The organism is Paenibacillus aceti (assembly GCF_003614185.1).
Lineage (GTDB): Bacteria > Bacillota > Bacilli > Paenibacillales > Paenibacillaceae > Fontibacillus > Fontibacillus aceti.
In genome coordinates, this window is sequence record NZ_KZ987724.1 from 500,737 (window position 1) to 524,329 (window position 23,593).

The following is a 23,593-nucleotide window of genomic DNA, read 5'->3' on the forward strand; positions in this document are numbered from 1 at the left end:
AATAGCATAATTATAAATTAACCTACGTTCGGAGGAGACAACATGAATCTGAGTGGAGTACCGGAGCCGAGAATCGAGTATAACCCGAAGCATTATATTTGCCGCCGTGCGGCGGGACCGCTCGTGCTGGACGGCCGACTTGACAAGCCCTTCTGGCAAGGGGCGGAATGGACGGAGGATTTCGTAGATATCGAGGGCGATCTCCGTCCGAGACCCGCCAAGCAGACCCGCGTCAAGATGCTCTGGGACGATGAATATTTCTATTTTGGAGCGGAGCTGATTGAGGATCAGATTTGGGCGACGCTGACAGAGCGTGATTCGGTTATTTTCTATGATAATGATTTTGAGATATTCATCGATCCCGACGGCGATACGCATCAATACTATGAATTCGAGATGAATGCCCTGAACACGGTATGGGATCTGCTGCTCGTCAAGCCTTACCGCGATGGAGGGCCGCCGGTGAACGGCTGGGATATCAGCGGTCTGAAGACGGCGGTTCATATCGATGGAGAGCTGAATTGCCCCGATGCTGAGAACCGGAAGTGGAGCGTAGAGGTGGCGATCCCTTGGAAAATCCTGAAGGAATGCGCGCCGGAGGTGCGCTCGCCACTTGCAGGTGAGTTCTGGCGGGTGAACTTCTCTCGCGTCGAGTGGCGCACCGAGGTGAAGGACGGCAAGTACAGCAAGGTGATTAACCCGGATACAGGCCAGCCGTATCCAGAGGACAATTGGGTATGGTCGCCGATGGGAATTATCAATATGCATTATCCCGAGCTGTGGGGATATGTCGTATTTGCGGATGCCAACGGGCCGGATACTTTTACCTTGCCGCAGGATGAGCTTATCAAGTGGGAGCTGCGGAAGCTGTATTATCGCCAGCGCAATTATTTTGAGAGCAACGGTCAATTTACTCAGGATGTAGAGGTGCTGCTGGGCGGGGAGAAGCTCGGGATCACGCCGACGATGGAGACGACGCGAAGCCTGTTCCAGATCACGGCTCCATCAGCGGACGGAACTGCTATGTATTGCATTCGTGAAGACGGAAAACTGTGGAAGGAGTGAGCGGAGAAGATGACTAACAACAAGGTACTCTCATTGGATTCTAAGACGATGGAATTGATCGATCGCAAGCTGCGCGTCAAGCGGGAGATGGCCCGCGCCAAGGAGCATGAGCTATTCGATGTGTTCGAACAGGATTTGACAGAGGAGGAGACCTGGGCGCTTAAATATCTCTATACTTATATGTCAGTTAATGATATGGCCGATTACGATAGCGACTTATTTCTCAGCTATGTGCGCAAGTCGCTGGAAATCCGCAAGAAAATGCCTTGGGGAAGTCGGGTGCCGGATCATTTATTCCTCCATTTCGTATTACCTTACCGGGTAAATACAGAGAATATCGAGGATTCCCGTGGCATTCTGCATCAGGAGCTGTTCGAGCGCACGAAGTCGCTCTCCATGGCTGATGTGATTCTGGAGACGAATTACTGGTGTCACGAGAAGGCGACCTATATTGGCAGCGACTTGCGGACCATCGCTCCGTTGTCGTTGATTCGGAATGCGCGCGGACGCTGCGGTGAGGAATCGACGCTAGCTGTGGCGGCCTTACGCAGTATTGGCATCCCGGCCCGCCAGGTGTATACGCCGCGCTGGGCGCATTGCGATAGTAACCATGCCTGGGTAGAGGCCTGGGCTGATGGTACCTGGTACTATATCGGCGCATGCGAGCCGGAGGCCCGCTTGAATCAGGGCTGGTTCAGCCCGCCGGCACGCAGAGCGATGCTGATCAACACTCGAATTTATGCCGATTATCCGGGGCCAGAGGATATTACGCTGGCGGACGAATGGTTTACGGAAATTAATTTGCTTGAAAATTACGCTCCTGCGCGGGTGATTACCGTCTCTGTCAAGGATGGGGAAGGCCAACCTGTCAGCGGGGCTAAGGTGCGCTTTGAACTTTATAATACGGCTGAATTTTATCCGATTGCCACGATCCCGACGAATGAACAGGGAGAAGCCGTCTTCAAGACAGGTCTTGGCGATTTGTTGGTCCGTGTAGTGAAGGATGGTCAGTGGGGCGAGGGGAAAATAACGGTGGCGGACAATGATCGCTTCGAAATTGTCCTGGATCAGACGGAACAGCCGAGCGGAACGCAGGATCTGGATATGGTCCCGCCGCCAGAACGCGAGGGCGAAGCAGTTGCTCCATTGAGCGAGGAAAGTGTGGAGCGTCATAATCGCCGTCTGGAGGCAGGCACGAAGATCCGCACCTCTTTCGAGGATACGTTCTTGAACGAAACGGCTGCCTCAGAGCTGGCTGCTGAAGTCGGACTGCCTGCGGATCGGGTATGGAATATGCTGCAGAAGGCGCGTGGCAATAGCCATGAGATCGCTGCATTCTTGCGCGAGCAATCGAGAGAGCATGGGGAGTGGTCGCTGCGCCTGCTTGAGAGCCTGAATGAGAAGGATCTGGTCGATACGTTCCGGGATACGCTGGTTGATCATTTGCATGGAGCGTTGGCTCTGAAGGGAGATCTTCCGGAGGATGTATTTGCTCAATATCTACTGTGTCCGCGTGTATTGTATGAGATGATCGTGCCGTACAGACGTTTCTTCCAGGAAGCATTCACCGAGGAAGAAGTGGCGAAGTTCAAGGCTGATCCGGCCGTGCTTGCTAGCAAGCTGGACGAGAACTACAGCCGGCGGGAGGATTTGCCGAACCTGAAGGGGAAAGGCAATCCAGTAGGCACATATAAGCTTATGGCAGGCGATCCGGTATCACTGGATATTCTGTTCGTCGCGATTTGCCGCAGCTGGGGCATTCCGGCGCGGATGCATCCAAGTGAATTGAAGCCGCAATATATGGCCGACGGCGGTTGGGTCGATGCTGTGCTGGATGCATCTGTACCTTGCGAGGAAGCCGAAGCCGCTAAGGCTTGGGGCAATATCCGGCTGCTTAAGGATGCCCAGGCTCCTGCTGACGCCCCGGCGGCTTCTTACTTCGAGAACTTCTCATTTGCCCGGCTGGAGCATGGAGTGTATAAGACGCTGATCTTCTCGGAGGGTCAACAAGATGTGTACGATCAGCTGTTCGAAGTGGAGCCAGGTTCATACCGATTGACCACGGGCGTTCGTCTGAAGGATGGAACGGTGCAGGTACGTTTCACTTATTTCCAGGTTCGTGCTGGGGAACAGACGGATGTGGTATTAACCTTCCGGCATGAGGAGCATGAAATTCCGGTGCTGGGAACTATGGATCGGCAAGTTCCGCTCACGACACTGGATGGCGCAAGCTGCAAGCTGGATAAACTGATTGGGGATAGCGGCGCGATTGTCGCCTGGATTGAACCGGAGCGTGAACCAACCAAGCATCTGTTCCGTGAAATTGGCGAACTGACGGAAGCATTTGCCGAACTGGCGGCTCCGATAGTATTGATCATCGGGGATGCGGAGTGGACCGCGTCCTTTGATACGGCCCATTATCCGAAATTGCCTGGAACTACTGTATTTGCTCGTGATGCTTCATATGCAGCTTTGCTGGATGTCATCTCGCAGTCCTCGGCTCATGATGCTGGTTATCCGCATCTGTTCGTGTTGGATGGCGCCGATCAGATCCGCTACATGACTTCAGGATATAAGCTTGGTACTGGAAAGGAATCACTCCAAGTATTATCGGCTGTCAGACAGAAGTCCAAGGATCGGAGTGAAGTATAAATGACGAAGCGGGCATATATCGTCGATGGCTATATCGTGGATGACAAGCTGCCGAGTATGACTAAGGAAGATCTGTCGAAGCTGACGCATCTTAACATCGCCTTCGGTCATATCATCGATCAGCAAATTTCCACCGCTCATTTGAAAAATTTAGGAGTATTGCAGAGGATCAAGGGTGAGCATCCTGAACTGAATCTACTGCTGTCTGTAGGTGGCTGGAGCGCCGATGGCTTCTCGCAAGCGGCGGCAACTGAGGTGGGGAGAGCTAGCATGGCCGAATCAGCCCTTCGGGTCTTAACGGATTATCCATTTGATGGTATCGATCTGGATTGGGAATATCCTTGCTATGGTGAAGCCGAGATCGCGTCCAGATCCGAGGATAAGACGAATTTCACCCTGCTGCTACGGACTTTGCGGGAAGCACTCGATCGTAAAGGAGCCGAGGACGGACGCCATTATATGCTCACGATCGCTGCAGGAGCCGATCAATATTATATTGATGGCACCGAGATGGATAAGGTCCAGGAGTATGTCGATTTCGTGCAGTTGATGACCTATGACATGCGCGGCGGCTTCCAGGTGCTGACCGGGCATCACACGAATCTGTATACACCGGACGGCGATTTGTTCCGCATCAGTACGGATGCATCTGTGAAGCTGTTCATACGCGCCGGAGTACCGCGGGAAAAAATCGTCATCGGGGCCGCTTTCTATTCGCGGCTCTGGAACGAGGTGCCAGACCGTCATTTCGGTCTCCACCAAATGGCTGGCACCACCGGCGGATATGGCCCGGATTATACGACACTGGTTAAGGACTATATCAATAAGAACGGGTACACTCGTTACTGGGATGCGAAGGCATGTGCGCCATATCTGTTCAACGGATCGAGCTTGATCTCCTACGATGATGAGGAATCGATCGGGCATAAGTGCGAATATGTGAAGGATAGCGGCCTGGCTGGCATCATGTTCTGGGAATACAGCTGCGATGAGACCCATCGTCTGCTAGATGCAATATCCAGCGGACTTCGTCATTAAAAGTCATAAATAGAGAAGGCTGAAGGTGAATAGCATCATCCGGTCAATCCGGATGAATGGCACATAGTCGTATTGTGCTAACTGCTTGCCACCCGCAGCCTTCTTTTTTGGGAGATACCAACTAGATTCTGCACCAAATCCTTATGCAACTATTCACGCACCCAATTTCCGTATCGCGCCACAGTCGAACCTATGCAGCAATCTTGCCAATATCCTCACAAAGCCCCCTTACATCAAACTCTAACGAAACTTGATATCGCTATTCACGTCCAAAAGGGCCTCTGAAAATTGTAACGAAACGGGGTAACGCTATTTCACCCAAATCGCGACTTAATCCCCTAATTTAGCCCCGATAACGATTATGGTGTTTCGTTAGAATCATGAGGAGTGGTAAATCGTCGCAGTAGCTTTCTCCGTAGGTAGATAATGGTGGATTATCTTAGTGAAGAGCAGGTGCAGAGATATGAGCATTCAATAAACACCAGGTTGTCTGATGATAAGCTTCTTCGTAAAATGATAGTGTGATCAGTGGGTGGAAAATGGGGGGACATTGGCTGTGATTCAATATACTAACGGTGCGGTAACGGTTTTTCAAAGTGTTCTGTATCAGACGACATCTACGGTGGTTGAGTTGGGGGATGCGATTCTGATTGTAGATCCGGCTTGGCTTCCGGGAGAGGTCGAGGCAATTAGGAGCTATGTGGATTCGGTACGGGGGGATAAGGCTTGCTATTTGCTGTTTACGCATGGGGATTTTGATCATATCATCGGCTATAAGGCCTTTCCAGGTGCCAAGACGATTGGAAGTGCAGGACTCGCTGAGTATCCGGAAAAAGAACATACTCTACAGATCATTCGCGACTTTGATGCCAGATACTACGTTACGCGCGATTATCCCATCGAGTTCCCGAAGCTGGATATCGTGATCGGAGAGGATGGACAGGAGGTGATGATGGGTTCCACCATGCTAACCTTCTATCTGGCACCAGGACATACCGCGGAAGGTATATTTACACTGATCGATTCGGCGGGACTTTTTGTAGCGGGGGATTATTTGTCTGATTTTGAGCTGCCGTTTATTTTTGATAGTGCGATAGCTTACGAGGAGACAATTCGCAAGGCTAAGCAGATTGTGCAGACTCATTCGGTTAAGTTGCTCGTTCCGGGGCATGGGCAGTGTACGGAGCAGCTTATGGAGATGGAGCGCAGAGTGGATCTGGCCTTGGGTCATTTGCAGCGATTGAAGCAGGCTGTTATCGCAGGCGATGAGCAGGCACTCGAACAATTACGACTGGAGCATGGCTTTGTTTCCCCGGCAACGGATCGTTGTCATCGGGAAAATATAAGCATGATTCAGAAAGAGTATCTGAAGCAGGGAGAGTCTGGAAAAATCTAAGGTTGTGTCGGATGGGTAGCACAGACCCAGGCGAGTTGCAGAAATACACTTATTTTTGGAAAATAGTACATGAAATCGGATATAGATGCGATAATACACTTATTTCCTGCATTTAAGCCTCGATTTTAAGAAAATCGTCCAAATAGATGTATTAAAGCACTTATATTCTCTACAGAGCGCTTAATAGAGCAATATAGTTGCATATTTGCACTTATCACGTCCACGCAAGTCACACCATCACACTCGCCCCACACGTCACACATACCACACACATCCACATCTATACATACACCGATCACATACCGAGCACAATCGCACATAGCAGCAATCACAAAATAGTCCCCGGCGAACCGTCGCAAGTCCGACATAAATTTAGCCAAGTGTAAAAAATATCTCAGAAAATAATTTTGACATCTGTTACCCTTTCTTTAAAATAAATGTCAGATTTGAAATGCGTTTTGCGGGGTCAACCTGTATTCTGAAGGAAAGTGTGGTAACAGGGGGCAATGAAAGATATAAAAATTATCGATGTAGCAAAGCAAGCCGATGTGTCGCCAGCCACGGTGTCTCGGGTGTTGAATGGAAGCAAGCTTGTCAATGTCAAGACTCGGCAGAGAGTGATGCAGGTGATCCGTGAACTCGAATATATCCCTAACAATATGGGTAAGCAGCTGCGTTGTCGCAAAGCGATGACCTTGGCGGTTGTGGTCTCGGATGTACTGGCCTCATATTATGCAGAGATTATTAAAGGGATCGAGAATATGGCGAACTCGCTGAACTACCGGGTGTTGATTTGCGATGCGCAGAACCAGAGGCAAAAGGAACTGGAATTCCTGTCATTGCTGATAAACCATACGGTAGATGCTCTAATTATGGTCACTCCGAGTCTCTCAGATGAGGAACTCAGTTCTTATGCAGATGATGGTTATCATCTCGGGGTGATCGGGCGGAAGGTCGAGAATCCGCGGATTCCCTGTTCTTTTACGGACAATATCAGCTTAGCCAGGGATGTTGTCTTCCATCTGGCCGAGCAGGGGCATCGCAAGATCGCTTTTTTAAGCGGTTACATGAGTGCGACCGACAGTATCAAACGATTGGAAGGGTTCATCAAAGCGCTGGAAGAAGCGGGGATTCCGTTAGAGCAGAGCTTGATTGAGAATGGCGACTTTTCAGAGATAGGCGGATATGGGGCATTCAAGCGATTGCGCAGCCAGCGTCAGGATTTCACCGCCGTCTTTACCGCGAATGATGAGATGGCGCTTGGCGTGTATAAAGCCTGTGCCGAGCTGGGCATATCGATCCCTGAGCAGTTAGTGGTCGTAGGTGTGGATAACATTCGTCTGACGAATTATGTTGTGCCACGAATCAGCTCAATGGAGCAGCCTTTATACATGTTAGGCTCTGTGCTGGCCGAGAAATTGATCGATCAGATGAATGGGAACAGGCTGGCGGATAAGAGGCAATTTAAGCTGGAGGCGGAGCTTATAGTCAAAGAATCGTCATGCATGCAAATTTAAAAAGCGAAGCTATCCTGGGCTCAGGATGGCTTCGCTTTTTTATCTTAGGGAAGGGGGAGCGCGCCTACCTAGCCCATAAGTGCAAATATGCAACTATATTGCTCTTTCCTCCCTTCCATAGCTCATATAACTGCATTTCTACAACTATTTGACTGGATTCTCTTCCATATGGGGCTTTTTCCGGGAAATAGATGTATATATGCAGTTATTTTCTAATTTCAGAGGTACCTTTCCGGGAATAGTTGTATTTTTGCAGCTATATGGCAGATTATTGCTTGCACCACAGCATCCCGCTCACTGTACTGCCTGCATAACGGCACCGTCTAGCATTTCTGCTCATATTGCGGCATTAGCGGACTAGCTTTGGCACGATTGATAGGCATAAACTGAAAAAGGGAACCTATTTTCAATATATGACATACTATTTATTGATAAATCGATCAATATTGTGTATTATATATTTATCTCAAAGGGATACATATCCGATTCCTTTAGGATTAAGGATATACCGACTCCGAGTAGAGTGGCATATTGGGCAGTAGCCCATACTTGGAAATGGGAGGGGAATTGTAATCGAACTAACACCACGTCAATTGAAAATTATCGATATTGTGAAGAAAAGAGCTCCGATTACTGGTGAGCAAATTGCCGAAAGTCTGAATCTAACGAGACCGACCATCCGGAGCGATCTTTCCATATTGGTTATGCTTGAATATATCGATGCTAAACCAAAGGTAGGGTACTTTCCAGGCAAGAAGGCTGTCGCCCGGGTTCCCGGAGGGGATTTGCTGAAGGAGACGAAGGTCAAGGATATCCAGAGCAATCCGATTATTATCCGCGAAGCAACTACGATTCAGGATGCTGTAGTGACCTTGTTCCTGCAGGATGTGGGTACGCTGATTATTTGTGATGCCGATGGCAAGCTGGCCGGGGTCGCTTCACGCAAGGATTTTCTGAAGGTAACGCTCGGAAATCCAGCGGCAGTCTCTATGCCAGTGAGTATGGTAATGACCAGGCAATCCAAGATAGTAACGGTTTCTCCTGAGGATTCTGTGCTTGATGCGGCACATAAGATGATTTTCTATGAAGTCGACAGCTTGCCGGTCGTTGTCCAGAGCGATAAGGATGACACTTCCAGACTGGATGTTGTCGGCAAGGTGACTAAGACTTCAATCATTAAATTGATACTAGAAGTGGAAGTCAAATAGGAGAAACCGGGGGGATAAAGAGAATGGAGCAAGGTTCGCATTATATTACAATCGTATCCGATTCGATCGGGGATACCGCTGATGCTGTGGTACAGGCGGTGATACATCAATTTCAGAATCAGCAGGTCACTATCCGCCGTTACGGTAATGTCAGAAGTGAGGATGAACTGAAAAAGCTGATGGAGGAGACGGCACAGTTTAACGGATTTGTCGCTTATACTCTCGTTCAGCCTGAACTCCGGGAGATGATCCGGGAGGAAGCAGTTCGACTCGATCTCCGTATCGTCGATATTATGGGGCCGATGATGCAGGCCTTCATCGATACCTTCGATGATGCGCCGCAGGAGCGGCCGGGTCTGCTGCATCAGATGGACGATAAATATTTCCGCAGAATTGAAGCGATTGAGTTCACCGTTGCCTGTGATGACGGGCGTGATCTTGGAGCGATGCTGAAGGCGGATATTGTGCTGCTTGGGATGTCGCGCACCTCGAAGACGCCGCTAAGTATTTTCCTGGCCCATCGGGGTAAGAAGGTAGTCAATTATGCGGTTGTCCCGGAGGTTGGGCCGCCACAGGAACTGTTGAGTCTGCCGCCGAATAGGGTGATCGGACTGACGATGAAGCCGGAATATATGCTCCAGATTCGCTCCGAACGGCTTAAGATGCTGGGTCTGCCGGAAGGCTCCCAATATGCCAGCCTTGAGCGGATTCGCGAGGAGACGGAATATGCGATGGCGTTATACGCCAAGCTGGGCTGTCCGGTGATTGATATAACGAACAAGGCAATTGAAGAGACGGCCGGGATTATTATGGGATATATCCCTGATTCGCCAGAAGCGTAGGCAGTTTGGCTATAATTAAGCTTTTAACATAAAGGATTAATATTATTGGGGGGAAAACAGATGGAACGAGAATTAGCTTTGGAGATCGTACGTGTAACTGAAATGGGGGCTCTATCCTCGGCGTGCTTCATCGGCAGAGGTGATAAGAATGCTGCTGATCAGGCTGCTACAACGGCTATTCGTTCCATGTTCGATTCGGTATCGATCGACGGGACAGTCGTCATCGGTGAAGGTGAGATGGACGATGCACCGATGCTCTACATCGGAGAGAAGGTAGGGAACAAGCAAGGTCCTTCCGTCGATGTAGCGGTAGATCCGCTTGAGGGTACAGAGGTTGTAGCCCGCGGCTTGGAGAATGCCCAATCCGTCATCGCTATCGCTGATAAAGGAAGTCTGCTGCATGCGCCTGATATCTACATGCAGAAGCTGGCTTGCGGCCCGCAGTTGGCCGGTAAGCTGAGTATCGATGATCCTGTAGACGTAACCTTGCAGAAGGTGAGTCAAATTACAGGCAAGGCGATATCCGAGCTGAGAATTATGGTGCTCGATCGGGAACGCCACAGAGAACTGATCGACAGCTTGCGTCAAGCAGGCGTTCGCGTCAAACTGCTTGATCATGGTGATATTGCCGGGGCGATTGCGACGGCTCTGCCGGACAATGAGGTTGATCTGTACATGGGCTCCGGTGGTGCTCCTGAAGGGGTGCTCGCGGCTGCCGCTCTGAAATGCCTCGGCGGTGAAATCCAGGGTCGGCTTCTGCCGCGAGGACCGTTCGAGCTGCAACGCTGCCATATGATGGGGCTGGAAGATCCGCTGCGCGTCTTGTACATGGAAGACATGGTGGGCAATGGCGATGTCCTCTTTGCAGCTACTGGCGTAACCACCGGTGAATTCTTGACCGGGGTACGATTTATCGGCGACGACCGGGCCGAGACTCATTCGGTCATTATGCGGGCGCAGAGCCGTACGATTCGTTATATCCGCAGCATTCATTTTCTGCCGAGTAAGCAGATCGATATGGATGCGGGCTTCAGACATGCTGAAGCGATGTAACAAGTGGCCGAATTTGGCCGAAGTATCTTTTCCAATTTAATGTTTTTTGCAATTAGGTTTTAAACTCCGTTCTTGCGGAGGAGCTTGACTAATCCTAGTCAGGTTCCTCCGATTTTTTTGTATAACACGAAATTTATCTAAAAGTTTAAGTATGTGATTTAGTTTATTTGTACAATAAGGTGGAACATATTATAATATAGAATGATTTTCAGTATGCAGATTTAACCGTGCAGATCTATCAACGTTGTGGAGGCAGGCCATTGATTGAACTTGAGCAGGACCGGAACCAATTTCCGCGTGAACCGTTAAGGCTGATGAGCCGGGTATATAAGTTCATCCTCCCGGATGTTCGTAGGGAATTGGAAGGTTGGAGGAAAGTCGCAGGGGAGATTCCTGATCCAGAGCTGAGAAATCAGGCGCTGGCCAGCATTCAGACAAAGGAATTTCATTGTCAGGGTGGGGCTGTTTATGCAGCGGCAAATTTGCCGAAACGACATGTTTTAATTCCATTGATTGTTGCTTTTCAGACGATCAGCGATTATTTAGATAATTTATGCGATCGAAGTACCTCAATGAATGCGGATGATTTTCGTTTATTGCATCAAAGCATGCTGGACGCAGTGAATCCAGGGGCCGAGACTAGAGACTATTACGCTTTACGTGAAGAGAAGGACGATGGAGGTTATTTGCATCGGCTAGTTCAGACCTGCCGGGACAATATCGCTCTGTTGCCGGGATATGATGCGGCCAAGCCTTATATCCAGGATCTTGTCGGACTCTATACTGATCTTCAGGTATATAAGCATATTGATCCAAGTCTCCGTGAAGATGCCCTGATCAAGTGGTGGGATCAACACAAGGAGCTTACCCCTCATTTACAGTGGAATGAATTTGCTGCCGCCACTGGCTCGACATTAGGGGTATTTATGCTGTTCCTGGCAGCGAGTAACGAGAGTTTAGATGAAAGCAGTGCGAAGACGATTCGCGATGCTTACTTCCCGCATGTCTGTGGTCTACATATTATGCTTGATTATTTAATTGATCAGGAGGAAGATGAGATTGGCGGGGATTTAAATTTCTGCAGTTACTATGACAGCAAGGAAGTCATGTTGGAACGGATCGCCTATATTGTGGACGGCGCCCGGCAAGACATTAAGAAGCTTCCGGCTTCATCTTTTCACAGGATGATTATCGAGGGTTTGCTCGCGCTGTATCTGTCAGACCCTAAGGTAAGTGAACAGCAGGAAATTTATGATGTTTCAAAGCGTTTGATGAGAAGGAGCCCGCTTATGAGGCTGTTCTTCTTCGCCAACAGCATGTGGATCCGCAAACGCCTTTAAATTATGTATTATTAGAGATGTAGAGATTTATTTAATGATTAGGAGGAAATCATCATGTCAGCAGTTAAAAAAATCGCAGTCCTAACCAGTGGTGGAGATTCCCAAGGCATGAATGCGGCAGTGCGCGCTGTTGTACGCAGCGGATTGTATTATGGTTTGGAAGTATACGGAGTTCAAAGAGGGTATCAAGGTCTGTTGAATAACGATATATTCTCCATGGATATCCGTAGTGTAGGCGACATTATTCAACGCGGTGGTACGATTCTTCAATCCGCACGCTGTCTGGAATTCAGAACGCCTGAAGGCCAACAGAAGGGCGCAGATATTCTACGCGAACGCGGCATCGACGGCCTGGTAGTTATCGGTGGCGACGGCTCCTATCAAGGTGCTGAGAAGCTGAGCAAACTGGGGATTAAGACGATGGGCTTGCCTGGTACGATCGATAATGATATCTCGTTCACCGACTATACAATTGGTTTTGATACTGCGGTTGGTATCGTTGTGGATGCCGTTAATAAACTGCGTGACACGATGTCTTCCCATGAACGCGCTTCTGTAGTAGAAGTTATGGGTCGTCATTCCGGTGATATCGCCTTGTATTCCGGATTGGCTTCAGGGGCAGAGACTATTCTCGTTCCTGAGGTACCGTTTGATCTGAATGAAGTGGCTGACCGCATGAGACAGAACTTCGACAATGGTAAGAGACATAGTATCGTTATCGTAGCTGAAGGCGTAGGTAAGGGTGAAGAAGTGGTTGAAGCGATCAAGAAGCGCCAGCCTTCCCTGGAGCCGCGTGCAACGGTACTTGGACATATCCAACGTGGCGGATGCCCGACTCCGTTCGACCGCAACCTGGCGAGCAGACTCGGAGATTTCGCGGTACGCAGCCTGATTGCTGGTGAATCGAACAAGGCCTGCGGCATGATCGGCGGAGAGATGGTATTGACCGATATCGAGAAGGTCGTTGCTACCAAGAAGCCATTTGATATGAAAATGTACGAATTGGCGTCCCGTTTGTCCCAATAAGCTCTTAATTTACTTCTATATAAGTAAAAAAACACGAGGTTCCGTATATGGAGTCTCGTGTTTTTGCTTAATTGCGCTGCTAACGAACTCGCAATCGTATTTAGTGACTACTTCATCAGGAGCTTATCGATTGCGGCCAGAATATCTTCGGTGGAGGGAAGGCCCTTCTCCGCGAAGGCGATTTTGCCTTCCAGGTCGATGACGAATACGGTTCGCTGCTGGGTCAGGAAGCCGAGCGACTTGCCTATGCCATACAGACGGCGGATGGCCCCACCTTCGTCTACTACGAGCGGGAAGCGATAGCCTTGCTTGGCAGCAAATTTCTCGTGGCTGTCCTTAGAGGCAGGATTCACACCCAGAACTATGGCTCCTCTCTCGGCATATTCTGACTCGGCATCACGTACAGCACAGAGCTGCTTCGTACATCCCGGCGTCTCGTCCATCGGATAGAAAATAAGTACAATCGGCTTCTGTCCAAGCAAATTTGTAAGATCGATGGTACCTTGTGTACTGTCCGCCTGGAAGAGGGGGGCTTGTTCATGCGGTCTCAGCATAGAGAACACTCCTTCATAATCAATGAGATTGTTCGACCGGTATCATGCGTTGGGCAATTCCTCGCTGTATGACATAGAGACGATGAAGCAAAAGCACCGCGGCCGCAGCCAGACCTGAGATGAGTCCGATCCAGTATCCATAGGGTCCCAGGTCGGTATATTTAGCAAGAACGACGCCGAGCGGCAGGCCGATGATCCAATAGGCGAGCAGGCTGATCCAGAATGCCGGGTTTACATCTTTATAGCCGCGCAGCGCGCCTTGGGTCGGTGTTGAAATAGCATCGGAAATTTGGAAGAACACCGCGTATACAAGAAAATGTGTAATCAAATTAATAACGGCCTGATCGCTGGAATACAGGCTAGCGACGTTGTGACGGAACACCATGAGCAGGATGGCAGTGACGAGCGATAAACCGATAGCCGTACTGATCCCGATGACGGCGTATTGCTTGGCATCTTTGAGTCGAGACGCGCCTGTCTCGAAGCCGACCAGGATCGTAAGCGCCAGACAGATGCTCAGTGGGAGCATATACAGGGTCGAAGCGAAATTGTTCGCCGCCTGATGGGCTGCGATCGTCAATGTATCGAAGCGGCTCATCAATAGCGTAACTGCGGCGAATACAGCTGTCTCGAAGAACATAGAGAAGCCGATCGGTACGCCCAGCTTCATCAGTTCCTTCCATTTATTAAGCGAGATGCGGTGCAGCTTGGCGAAGACACCGAAGGAGGCAAAAGGCTCCATTCTATGCGCAATCAAGACCGCGATCAGGAAGATACACCAATAGGTAAAAGCCGAAGCGATGCCTGAACCGATCCCGCCAAGTCTTGGAAAGCCGAGACGTCCGAAGATGAGCAGATAACCGGCTCCGATATTCAGAGGTAAGGAGATCAACGAGATTATCATCGATACTCGGGTCTGTCCCAAGGCATCGATGAATGAACGGATTACGATATATCCGAATAAGGGCAGGATGCCTGTCGAGATCGAGACGAGATAATAGAAGGCGACATGATGAACCTTAGGCTCTAATTCCATCCTATTCAGAAGCGGTGAAATTAGAAAAGCCCCGACGATAAGGACGAAGATGCTGACGGCGACTGCGAGCCATAAGGCTTGCATCACGTTATAGCCAACCTTGTCCTGCTTACCCGCACCGATTAACTGTGACACAATAGGGGTGATCCCCATCAGTACCCCGCTAAGTCCGGTCTGAATCGGAACCCAGAGGCTAGCGCCGATGGCTGTGCCCGCTAGATCGCCGGGACTGGCATGTCCAGACATGATCGTGTCGAAGAAAGTCATTAACGACATCGTAATCTGTGTAACCAGAATGGGGATCAGAATATGTAGAAACTGGATGTATTTTTGCTTCAAGGTATAAGTTTCTTTCATCACGTAAGACTCCATTCATTGTAGCAGCAATAATAGATGATAAAAAGATAGCCCTGCCACGAATGGTCAGGGGATTAGGTAGAAATAAAAAGCGCAAAAAACCGCTTCTTCTGCTATCAAGCAAAAGAAACGGCTTGGTGAGGCAGTGCTTATCTTTTATTTTAATGAAGAAATGCTGAATTTTGATGCTCGCAGATGCTGTACTGGATAATCTCCAACGCATCTTCCGGTTCCAAGATGGTCAGACCATCACGGAGGATGATCATAGAGTTGAGCTCCTTCTGATCCAAGAAAGGCAGCATATCCGGAAACCACTTTCTAACAATTTGTGCCAGTTTTACCGTTTCCATTTCCACTTCCATCACCCTTTCCTCCTAGAATCATTCTTAATTCGAATCATTCAAAATCGGAAAAGCACGAGCTTGTGAAATCAGGTAAAGCGAAGGCAAAAAAGTTGTATGAGGTTATCTAAGGAACCGTTTGACATTATTATAGCATATTGACGCAAAATTGGAACGGCACCGAATTTCAGATTATCAGGCCATCAGCGTCTGCGGAAGGAGCCCATTACGCCCGTTGTTTCCACAATATTGACGAAGGCCGTTGGATCGGTCCTCCTGATAATGTCCTTAAGCTCGGTGAGCTCATACATCGTCGTCACGGTCATTAGCATATCTTTTTCTTTATGGGAAAAGGCGCCTTCAGTCTTGATCTTCGTAACTCCACGCGGACGGGCCAGCAGTAGATCCAATAACTCCTCGGTTCGGTCGGTCACGATGAACAAGGTAACTTTATTATGGCTCACGTGGATCATATCTAATACTTTGCCGGTTAAATAAATGGATACCATTGAAGCCAGAGCTAAATTCCAGTTGCCGTTAAGATAGCCCATGGCTAGAATGACCACTCCATTCATAAAGACCAGAATGCTGCCAACCGGAAAATCACGGTAACGGGTAATGGCCGATCCGAGGATATCGAACCCGCCTGATGAGCCGCCAACCCGGAAGGAGATGCCGCTGCCGATACCGACGAGCACACCGCCGAAGACCGCTGACAGCAAGGTGTCGGAGGCTAGTGCCCGTTCCGGGATGAGCGCCATCATGAGGGTTACACCAGCGACAGACAGGATGCTAAGTCCAATGAAACGTCTGCCAAGCAGGAATAATCCGATGATTAACAGTGGGATATTGTAGGCGAGATACATCGTGCTAATATTAAATGGTGTAAAATATCCCGTCAGCATAGCTAATCCGGAGACACCGCCGCTAAGCAGATGTTGTGGCACGAGGAACAAGTTGAAGCCTGAGGCGATAAAGGCCGCCCCAATCAAGATGATGATACAGTTCCTGATCTCCTTGAACACTAGAAAATCCTCCTCTAAATAATAAGTAGTATACCAAGCTGCATTCTACTGGTATTTATGAAATGATTTGTGCTATAATGTTTGAGATGTTCTTGAGTAGGGATCTCTTTCCACTTTGATGGTCAATGTATTTCGGTGAAATGGCCAGTTGAATTTAGGTTAATTCGTCGTCAGATGATTATTTTGATCCAGAGCCTATGTAAATTTTTCGGGCCGACTGGACAGTCTATAAACGATTAAACGCTACTTAAGAATACAGTTAAGAAGGTGGAATGTCCACTATATAAAAGGAGTTTGAGGACAATTTGAACACATTTTCAGAATTCGGCCTAGAGCCAAAAGTATTACAAGCTATAACGGAGCTTGGATTTGAGGAAGCAACTCCGATTCAGGTTAAATCGATCCCGATCGCGATGCAAGGACGCGATATGATTGGACAAGCGCAGACAGGTACAGGAAAGACCGCCGCATTTGGTTTACCGCTTATTAATAAAATTCCTAGAGATGAAGAGCATATCGTTGCTCTGATCATGACGCCTACCCGTGAATTGGCGATTCAGGTTGCTGAAGAAATCGGCAAGCTGGCCCGCTTCAAAGGTACTCGTTCTTTGGCTATCTATGGTGGCCAGGACATTGTACGGCAAATTCGTGCACTGAAGAGAAAGCCACAGATTATTATCGGTACCCCAGGTCGTTTGCTGGACCATATCAACCGTAAAACAATCAAGCTAGATGATGTTAAGACCGTTGTTCTTGATGAAGCTGACGAAATGCTCGATATGGGCTTCATGGAGGATATTCAATCCATCTTGAAGCTTGTCCCCGAAGAACGTCAGACGATGTTATTTTCCGCGACTATGCCTGTAAATATCCAGAAACTGGCGCAAAGATTTTTGAAAAATCCTGAGCAGGTCTCGGTTATCCCTAAGCAAGTAAGTGCCCCGCTTATTGAGCAAGCCTATGTGGAGGTCAATGAACGTCAGAAATTTGATGCCCTTTCCCGTTTGCTTGATATGGAGTCCCCTGAGCTAGCGATCGTATTCGGACGGACGAAGCGCCGGGTAGACGAGCTGTCTGAAGCTCTGCAGAAACGAGGTTACTCCGCGGATGGCCTGCATGGTGATTTGTCGCAGAATCAACGTGACAACGTGATGCGCAAATTCCGTGACGGAAGCATCGATGTGCTCGTGGCGACCGACGTGGCTGCCCGCGGCCTGGACGTATCCGGCGTGACGCATGTCGTTAACTTTGACCTGCCGCAGGACCCTGAGAGCTATGTACACCGTATCGGTCGTACCGGTCGTGCGGGTAAGGAAGGTAAGGCGTGGAGCTTCGTGACTCCGCGGGAGATCGATCATCTGCACTTCATCGAGCGGATTACCCGTCACAAGATTGCCCGTAAACCGCTGCCTACACTTGCTGAAGCGATTGAAGGCAAGCAGCGGATCGCTGCTGAGCGTATCCTGGAGATCGTGGAAGAAGGAGAGCTTAGAGAATACAAGGGGATTGCGATTCAATTGCTGGAGCAATATGATTCTGTCAATCTGCTGGCAGCTGCCTTCAAACTGATCACAGGTGAGAAGAATGACAAGGCGTCCATCGAATTGACTCCGGAAGAGCCAATTCGCGTAAAACGCCGTAACCCGGACATCCGTTCCAGCGGGCGTAAGCCTTCCGGATACGGCAATCGTGGTGGTGGCTACCGTCGTGATAATCGCGAGGGTGGAAACCGCGGTGGTTACAAAGGCGGCTACAGCAAGGACGGCGGACGCGATTCCCATCGCGGAAGCTCCTCTGATCGCAAACCGCGTTCCAATTACAATAATAGTGAACGCAGATCGAAGAATGGCGGAAGCTACTCCGATAAGTAATAGCTCGCTCCGCTGAGTTTTGTTTGGAATAGCAAAGAAGACGAAGGGTCACTTCGTCTTCTTTTTGTTGCTATTTCTACCACACGAAAGTCCGGCTAACAATAACAAGCAGAATGAACAACACTAAAATTGTACCTGTAGACGTCCATCCGCCACCACAGCTACCACAACTTCCGAAACCACCAACAACACCAGACATGGGATAACCTCCTTCATAATAAATCTTGTTGAGTTTTGTAAGTTACGGTATATCTTATGCTGGGTAAATGAACCAGTCTAGACTCTTACCTATGTATGTACAAAATAGGCGCTGGATAGTCGGCCATGAATCATGTATAGTTATTAATATAGACAGATTCTGTTACTGATGGAGGGAGATTTTTTTTGGAGACTAAAGGTTTGATGGGTGGTTTATACAAGATCACCGAGTGGATCATGCGAATCGCCGGTAGCAATTTGTACTGGATTATTTGTTCTTCGCCATTCCTTTTTGTAGTATTTTTCAAGTTGATTTATAGCGCGGACCCAGCAGCACAGCCTGAAGTTGCAACATACTGGGCTATGGCTATTTTGGCACCGTTTACACTTTTTCCCGCTACAGCGGCCCTGTTCTCGGTGACGAGGAAATGGGTGCTCGGCGAGACGGATCTAAGTATTACCAAGCTATTCTTCAAAGGCTACAAGAACAATTACAAGCAAAGCATGCTCGGCGGTATTTTCTATACTCTGTTAATAGTAGTGATGTGCGTCGATTATCAAGTATACATGAAGCAGTTCAAGAATATGCAGCTGTTAGGAATCGTGATGCTGGTGCTGCTATTCTTCCTGTTATTGTCCTTATTTAATTTCTTCTCGCTGGTTGCTCATTTTGAGATGAAGGCATCCATGCTGATCAAGAATGCGGTCCTGCTCACCGTTCTAAGGCCTTTCAGAACACTGTCCACATTCCTCTGTGCAGTGCTCGTCGGGTTTATCACCTTGAAGTTCACTTGGTTGATTCCGTTCGGCTTTGCAACGCTGATCGCCTGGATGGCCTACTTCAACTTTAATATAGCTTATAATAAGGTGCAGGAGAAGGTCGAGAGACTACGAAAGCTCGATGAAGAGGATAATGAACAAGCGGATGGGGAAAACGCTGGAGAAGTGGATACGACCCCTGCAGAGCTGCCTGAAGGAGAAGACAAGGAGAAGAACTGATTGTCAGCTTTGGGACAAGCTGTTAGGCTGCCCGCGAAAATGCGACATCTATCAAGTTTCTAATTGATTTACGAAGTCAGAAGTTCTATAATGTTAATACGTCCTGCGATGTGCGTTTCGGTTAATTGTTGTTTTGAACCAATGACAAAGTCTCGGGAGACTTACATTACGCCGTAGCTGAAAGGCCCTATCCAGCGGATTAGGGGACTTCATAAGCGGCGCTGCGGTCACCCACCTGCTAAGAGCAGGTTCGAGACACGATAATCGGACGGCATAGGCGGGTCTTCTTTAAATATTGGACATGGCACTTTGAAGGATTTTTTGTGAAAAAGTCCTCAAAGTGCCTTTTTATTTTCCTAGCTGGGTTGGGTTCGACTTTGTTTGTGCTTGAATCAATGTTACACTACAATATAGAGGAAAATTAATCTATAATATGAGTTATACTTACTATTTCTTGCCGAGTATGAAGGAGGAAGAGCAGGTTGTCGCTAAAAAGAACATTAGTCGGTATTTTTCGCAGCTATGACGGTACAAGTGATCGCTCGAAGACACCTGAATTAAAAACGAGATATTATCAATTATCCAGGGATAAGGCCTGGGAAGAAATAAGCTCAACATTGAAGAAGATTCCCGGATATAAAGTGCTGCATGAGGTTCCTACGGTAGGAGAGATTACGCTTGAGAAGCGGACCAAATTTGGACGGGTCATGGATATTACGGTATCTTTAGTCTCTACGGGACCTGTTCGTACCGCAGTCGATGTTTACTCTGCTACTCGTGGTTCCATGGGCGATCTGGGAGCGAATTATCGCAATATTCTCCAATTGTTCGCCATACTGGATAAGAAGCTATCCGCCTATAAGGTAACATCGTAATTCGTATTAAGGTGTGAAAAGCGAGCAGGGAGGCTCTCCTCCTTACTCGCTTTTCTTGTCATTATATGAATGGGCTGGAGTGTTACGCTAGCAGATTCTTCACAGCAGCGATTGGCGCATCATAATTCGGATGCTCGCCCATCTCAGCCAGAACTTCGACATAACGGATCGTATTGTCCTTGTCAAGTACGAAGACAGCGCGGTGATCGAGGGCGAATTCCTTGATCAGGACGCCGTAGGCCTTGCCGAAGGAATTGTCTTTGTAGTCGGATAAGGTAACTACGCGATCCACTCCAGCAGCGCCGCACCAGCGGGCTTGGGCGAATGGAAGGTCTGCGCTGATCGTCAGAATCACGACATCTTCGCCAAGCTCAGCAGCTTCTTGGTTGAAGCGCCTTGTCTGAGCGTCGCATACACCTGTATCGAGGGAAGGTACGACACTGATCAGCTTGATTTTGCCGGCATAGTCGGCGAGGGTTGCTTCTTCAAGCAGGTTTTTATTTAAGCGGAAATCGGGAGCCTTATCCCCGACCTTTAATTCAGGTCCAATCAGGGTAATTGGATTGCCTTTGAATGTAGCTACATTAGTACGTTCTTGTGTCATCTGTCTTCTCCTCCTATTGATTAGATAAAGTTTCTAATTTTAATTATAATCGTTTTAAAAAGAGATTGTCCAACTATATAAAAAAGGATGGAGCATAAGGAGGAAAATATATGATCTTTTTGCGCTACGAAGATTGGAGAAGTTACTTGCGTTATTACCCGGTCACGAGCCTGCTCTTGGCTGCTAATATCGTGATGTTCATCGTTGAAATGGTATACGGAGGCTCTAACGATAATTATACTTTGCTGAGGCTGGGCGCCGTTACGAATGTCCCTACGCTTGATACCGAGTGGTGGAGATTGTTCGCCGCTATGTTCCTGCATGCGGGATTCAGGCATTTATTTTCTAACTGTTTTGCGATTCTGGTCTTCGCACCGCCTCTGGAACGATTGATGGGGCATTTTAAATATATTTTGTTATATCTATTAAGTGGAGTGATCGGTAATATTATCAGCTTGGCCGTATATCAGCGTTCGGCGGATTACCATATAGCAGTTGGGGCCTCGGGGGCCGTCTATGGCATATATGGCGCGTTCCTGTTTATCGCTTTGTTCCAGCGTCACCTGATGGATGAGAACTCCCGCAAAACACTGTATAGCCTGCTGATGATCGGTGTTGTCTACTCCCTTGCTGTTCCGCAAATTAACTGGATTGCTCATTTTGGAGGTCTATTGGCCGGTTTCCTGGTTTACGCTATTCTGAGCAGATTTGTAAAGAAACGTTGAACCAATAGAAAGTACATGGTAAATTAAAGAAGTACAGGTCTATAGGTGACTTTGTTAACAGATTAAGCGTTAACATTCTGCTCTGCTGTCCTATGAACTATAGTCCGGTACTTTTGAATGGTCCTGGTTTCAAAGGATCTTGAACAGAAGTGAAATGGAGCGATCAGATTCTGTGGAATTAAGACAACTGCAGTATTTTGTAAAAGTGGCGAAGAAGGAGCATGTCACACAGGCAGCTGAGGAGCTGCATGTGGCGCAGTCAGCGGTAAGCAGACAGATTCACCAGCTGGAGCAGGAACTGGGCGTTAACTTGTTCATGCAGAAGGGCAGGAACCTGCATCTCACGGCGGTAGGGCAACTGTTCTGCAGCAGAGTGGAGACGATTCTGAAGGATTTGGACCGGGCAGTCACTGAAGTTCACGAGTTTCTCGATCCGGAGCTTGGCGAGATCCGGCTTGGATTTCCGAACAGCCTTGGAATTCATTTTATACCCAGCATCGTCTCGGAATTTCGTAAATTATATCCTAATGTTAAATTCCGCTTCAGACAAGGGACTTATCCTACATTAATCCGCGATGTAGTCTCCGGGGAGGTTGACCTGGCGTTCATTTCCCCTTTTCCGGAGAGCCATGATCAGGTCATCGGAAATATCGTCTTGACCGAGGAATTGGTAGCTATTCTACCGCCCGGACATCCTTTGGCGGGGGAGCAGAGCATCAGGCTGAACCAGCTGAAGGATGATAACTTCATTTTATTTGGAAACGGTTACTCTTTGCGCCCGATCGTGTGGCATGCTTGCCTGGAAGCAGGTTTTACCCCGAAGGTGGCGTTTGAAGGTGAAGAGACAGATACGATTCGCGGACTTGTCGCGGCGGGAATGGGGGTAAGCTTGCTGCCGGAGATGGCCCTGTATCAGAGCTTCCTGCTGCAGCCGAGCCGGGTCCGAATCTCCCAGCCGAAGGTGACAAGGACGATTGGCCTGATCCATCGCACCGATGAGAAGCTGCCGCTCGTCGCGCAATCATTCAGAGGATTCTTACTCGAATACTTTGGACTTCAAATTGATACTCCGCCGAGTCAGTGATCGGCGGTTTTGTTTTGAGAAATACAGTATAAAAAATGCACCCATTCAGGGTGCATTTCCATTTAATCACGATTGCTGGTGAAAATCAGAATGTAGCGAAGCAATTCCAGCACGGAGATGAGCGCGGCTGCAACATAGGTTAAGGCAGCGGCGTTCAGCACTTTAGCGACGCCTCGTTCTTCATCGTTGGTGACGAAGCCTTGGACGAGCATGATCTTACGCGCCCGGTTGCTGGCGTTAAACTCGACGGGCAGGGTCACGATTTGAAATAATACCGCTGCCGAGAAGAAGATGATGCCAAGTCCGATAAGATTGAAAGCGCCAAATATGAACCCTGCCAAGAGCAGGAATGGAGCTACGCCGGAAGCGAAGTTCACCAAAGGGAACATGCGATGACGCAGTACAAGCATCGGATACGATTCCTTGTGCTGAATAGCATGGCCTACTTCATGGCAGGCAACCGATACGGCTGAGATGGAGCTTTCATAATATACGGGTTCAGATAGTCGCACGACCTTGTGGATCGGATCATAGTGGTCGGTCAGGGCTCCGCGGACAGGCTCGATCGGGATGTCGTACAAGCCGTTGGCGTCGAGCATGCGTCTTGCCGCATCATGTCCAGTTAACCCGTACATATTTTGCACCTGAGCATATTTGTTAAATGTACCTTTTACCCGGAATTGAGCCCATAGGGATAAGCCAAAGGCGAGTAAAATCGGTATGAGCATGATGTCTGAGTACATTTATCATTCCTCCATAGATAGTAAAGTGTGCTAGACAATCAAGG

General features: G+C 48.6%; 22 protein-coding genes and 1 other RNA gene. 16 read left to right on the plus strand and 7 right to left on the minus strand.

The window, feature by feature from the left end; all coding sequences use genetic code 11:
* The first annotated feature begins 42 nt into the window (after positions 1-42).
* The 10 genes from BFJ94_RS02290 to pfkA all read left to right on the plus strand — a co-directional run bounded on the left by BFJ94_RS02290 (position 43) and on the right by pfkA (position 13,137).
* A complete protein-coding gene (locus BFJ94_RS02290) occupies positions 43-1,065 on the plus strand; it encodes a carbohydrate-binding family 9-like protein (protein ID WP_120460826.1) in 1,023 nt (340 codons plus the stop codon).
* A 9-nt stretch (positions 1,066-1,074) separates the two neighbouring features.
* The gene (locus BFJ94_RS02295; protein WP_120460828.1) at positions 1,075-3,717 is read left to right on the plus strand and encodes a transglutaminase domain-containing protein; all 2,643 of its coding nucleotides are present in this window, start codon (positions 1,075-1,077) and stop codon (positions 3,715-3,717) included.
* Positions 3,718-4,755 (plus strand): glycoside hydrolase family 18 protein, encoded by a 1,038-nt coding sequence (locus BFJ94_RS02300; protein WP_120460830.1) that lies wholly within the window; start codon positions 3,718-3,720, stop codon positions 4,753-4,755.
* A 556-nt stretch (positions 4,756-5,311) separates the two neighbouring features.
* The gene (locus BFJ94_RS02305; protein WP_120460832.1) at positions 5,312-6,151 is read left to right on the plus strand and encodes an MBL fold metallo-hydrolase; all 840 of its coding nucleotides are present in this window, start codon (positions 5,312-5,314) and stop codon (positions 6,149-6,151) included.
* A 506-nt stretch (positions 6,152-6,657) separates the two neighbouring features.
* Entirely contained in the window at positions 6,658-7,668 is a 1,011-nt protein-coding gene (locus BFJ94_RS02310; protein ID WP_120460834.1) for a LacI family DNA-binding transcriptional regulator, read from the plus strand.
* A gap of 545 nt (positions 7,669-8,213) precedes the next feature.
* Complete coding sequence (locus BFJ94_RS02315; RefSeq protein ID WP_120460836.1) at positions 8,214-8,876, plus strand: helix-turn-helix transcriptional regulator; 663 nt, start codon at positions 8,214-8,216, stop codon at positions 8,874-8,876.
* Between the two features lie 23 nt (positions 8,877-8,899).
* Positions 8,900-9,718, plus strand: coding sequence for a pyruvate, water dikinase regulatory protein (locus BFJ94_RS02320; protein ID WP_120460838.1), 819 nt, complete (start codon positions 8,900-8,902; stop codon positions 9,716-9,718).
* A gap of 60 nt (positions 9,719-9,778) precedes the next feature.
* On the plus strand, positions 9,779-10,771 hold the full coding sequence (gene glpX / locus BFJ94_RS02325) for a class II fructose-bisphosphatase (protein ID WP_120460840.1): 993 nt from the start codon (positions 9,779-9,781) through the stop codon (positions 10,769-10,771).
* 260 nt (positions 10,772-11,031) lie between these two features.
* The gene (locus BFJ94_RS02330; protein WP_120460841.1) at positions 11,032-12,111 is read left to right on the plus strand and encodes a tetraprenyl-beta-curcumene synthase family protein; all 1,080 of its coding nucleotides are present in this window, start codon (positions 11,032-11,034) and stop codon (positions 12,109-12,111) included.
* Between the two features lie 54 nt (positions 12,112-12,165).
* A complete protein-coding gene (pfkA, locus tag BFJ94_RS02335; RefSeq protein WP_120460843.1) occupies positions 12,166-13,137 on the plus strand; it encodes a 6-phosphofructokinase in 972 nt (323 codons plus the stop codon).
* A 107-nt stretch (positions 13,138-13,244) separates the two neighbouring features.
* Here pfkA and BFJ94_RS02340 read toward each other — a convergent pair whose 3' ends face one another.
* The 4 genes from BFJ94_RS02340 to BFJ94_RS02355 all read right to left on the minus strand — a co-directional run bounded on the left by BFJ94_RS02340 (position 13,245) and on the right by BFJ94_RS02355 (position 16,450).
* Positions 13,245-13,691 carry a peroxiredoxin gene (locus BFJ94_RS02340; protein ID WP_120460844.1) on the minus strand — a complete coding sequence of 149 codons (447 nt, stop codon included), beginning with the start codon at positions 13,689-13,691 and terminating at the stop codon, positions 13,245-13,247.
* 19 nt (positions 13,692-13,710) lie between these two features.
* Positions 13,711-15,084, minus strand: coding sequence for an MATE family efflux transporter (locus BFJ94_RS02345; protein WP_120460846.1), 1,374 nt, complete (start codon positions 15,082-15,084; stop codon positions 13,711-13,713).
* A 161-nt stretch (positions 15,085-15,245) separates the two neighbouring features.
* Positions 15,246-15,446, minus strand: a complete 201-nt coding sequence (locus BFJ94_RS02350; protein ID WP_188831392.1) for a hypothetical protein — start codon at positions 15,444-15,446, stop codon at positions 15,246-15,248.
* 182 nt (positions 15,447-15,628) lie between these two features.
* On the minus strand, positions 15,629-16,450 hold the full coding sequence (locus BFJ94_RS02355) for a YitT family protein (protein WP_120460848.1): 822 nt from the start codon (positions 16,448-16,450) through the stop codon (positions 15,629-15,631).
* A gap of 305 nt (positions 16,451-16,755) precedes the next feature.
* On the opposite strand from BFJ94_RS02355, the gene cshA reads away from it, so the two are divergent.
* A complete protein-coding gene (cshA, locus tag BFJ94_RS02360; RefSeq protein ID WP_120460850.1) occupies positions 16,756-18,321 on the plus strand; it encodes a degradosome RNA helicase CshA in 1,566 nt (521 codons plus the stop codon).
* Between the two features lie 76 nt (positions 18,322-18,397).
* Here the strand turns inward: cshA and BFJ94_RS25720 are convergent, their stop codons facing one another.
* Positions 18,398-18,520, minus strand: a complete 123-nt coding sequence (locus BFJ94_RS25720; protein ID WP_229716858.1) for a YjcZ family sporulation protein — start codon at positions 18,518-18,520, stop codon at positions 18,398-18,400.
* 185 nt (positions 18,521-18,705) lie between these two features.
* On the opposite strand from BFJ94_RS25720, the gene BFJ94_RS02365 reads away from it, so the two are divergent.
* The 3 genes from BFJ94_RS02365 (at position 18,706) to BFJ94_RS02375 (ending at position 20,393) form a co-directional block, all read left to right on the plus strand.
* Positions 18,706-19,518: a YesL family protein gene (locus BFJ94_RS02365; RefSeq protein ID WP_120460852.1), complete on the plus strand. Its 813-nt coding sequence runs from the start codon at positions 18,706-18,708 to the stop codon at positions 19,516-19,518.
* Between the two features lie 97 nt (positions 19,519-19,615).
* Positions 19,616-19,806: non-coding RNA, 6S RNA (gene ssrS, locus BFJ94_RS02370), on the plus strand.
* A gap of 194 nt (positions 19,807-20,000) precedes the next feature.
* Positions 20,001-20,393, plus strand: a complete 393-nt coding sequence (locus BFJ94_RS02375) for a DUF1499 domain-containing protein (protein WP_120460854.1) — start codon at positions 20,001-20,003, stop codon at positions 20,391-20,393.
* Positions 20,394-20,475: 82 nt separating this feature from the next.
* Here the strand turns inward: BFJ94_RS02375 and tpx are convergent, their stop codons facing one another.
* Entirely contained in the window at positions 20,476-20,997 is a 522-nt protein-coding gene (gene tpx, locus BFJ94_RS02380) for a thiol peroxidase (RefSeq protein ID WP_120460856.1), read from the minus strand.
* Positions 20,998-21,107: 110 nt separating this feature from the next.
* Here tpx and BFJ94_RS02385 point away from each other — a divergent pair, with 110 nt between their 5' ends.
* Positions 21,108-21,722: a rhomboid family intramembrane serine protease gene (locus tag BFJ94_RS02385; RefSeq protein ID WP_120460858.1), complete on the plus strand. Its 615-nt coding sequence runs from the start codon at positions 21,108-21,110 to the stop codon at positions 21,720-21,722.
* Positions 21,723-21,894: 172 nt separating this feature from the next.
* Positions 21,895-22,806, plus strand: coding sequence for a glutamate biosynthesis transcriptional regulator GltC (gltC, locus tag BFJ94_RS02390; protein ID WP_120460860.1), 912 nt, complete (start codon positions 21,895-21,897; stop codon positions 22,804-22,806).
* Positions 22,807-22,868: 62 nt separating this feature from the next.
* On the opposite strand, the gene BFJ94_RS02395 is transcribed toward gltC, so the two are convergent.
* On the minus strand, positions 22,869-23,549 hold the full coding sequence (locus BFJ94_RS02395) for a zinc metallopeptidase (RefSeq protein WP_120460862.1): 681 nt from the start codon (positions 23,547-23,549) through the stop codon (positions 22,869-22,871).
* Between the last annotated feature and the right edge of the window lie 44 nt (positions 23,550-23,593).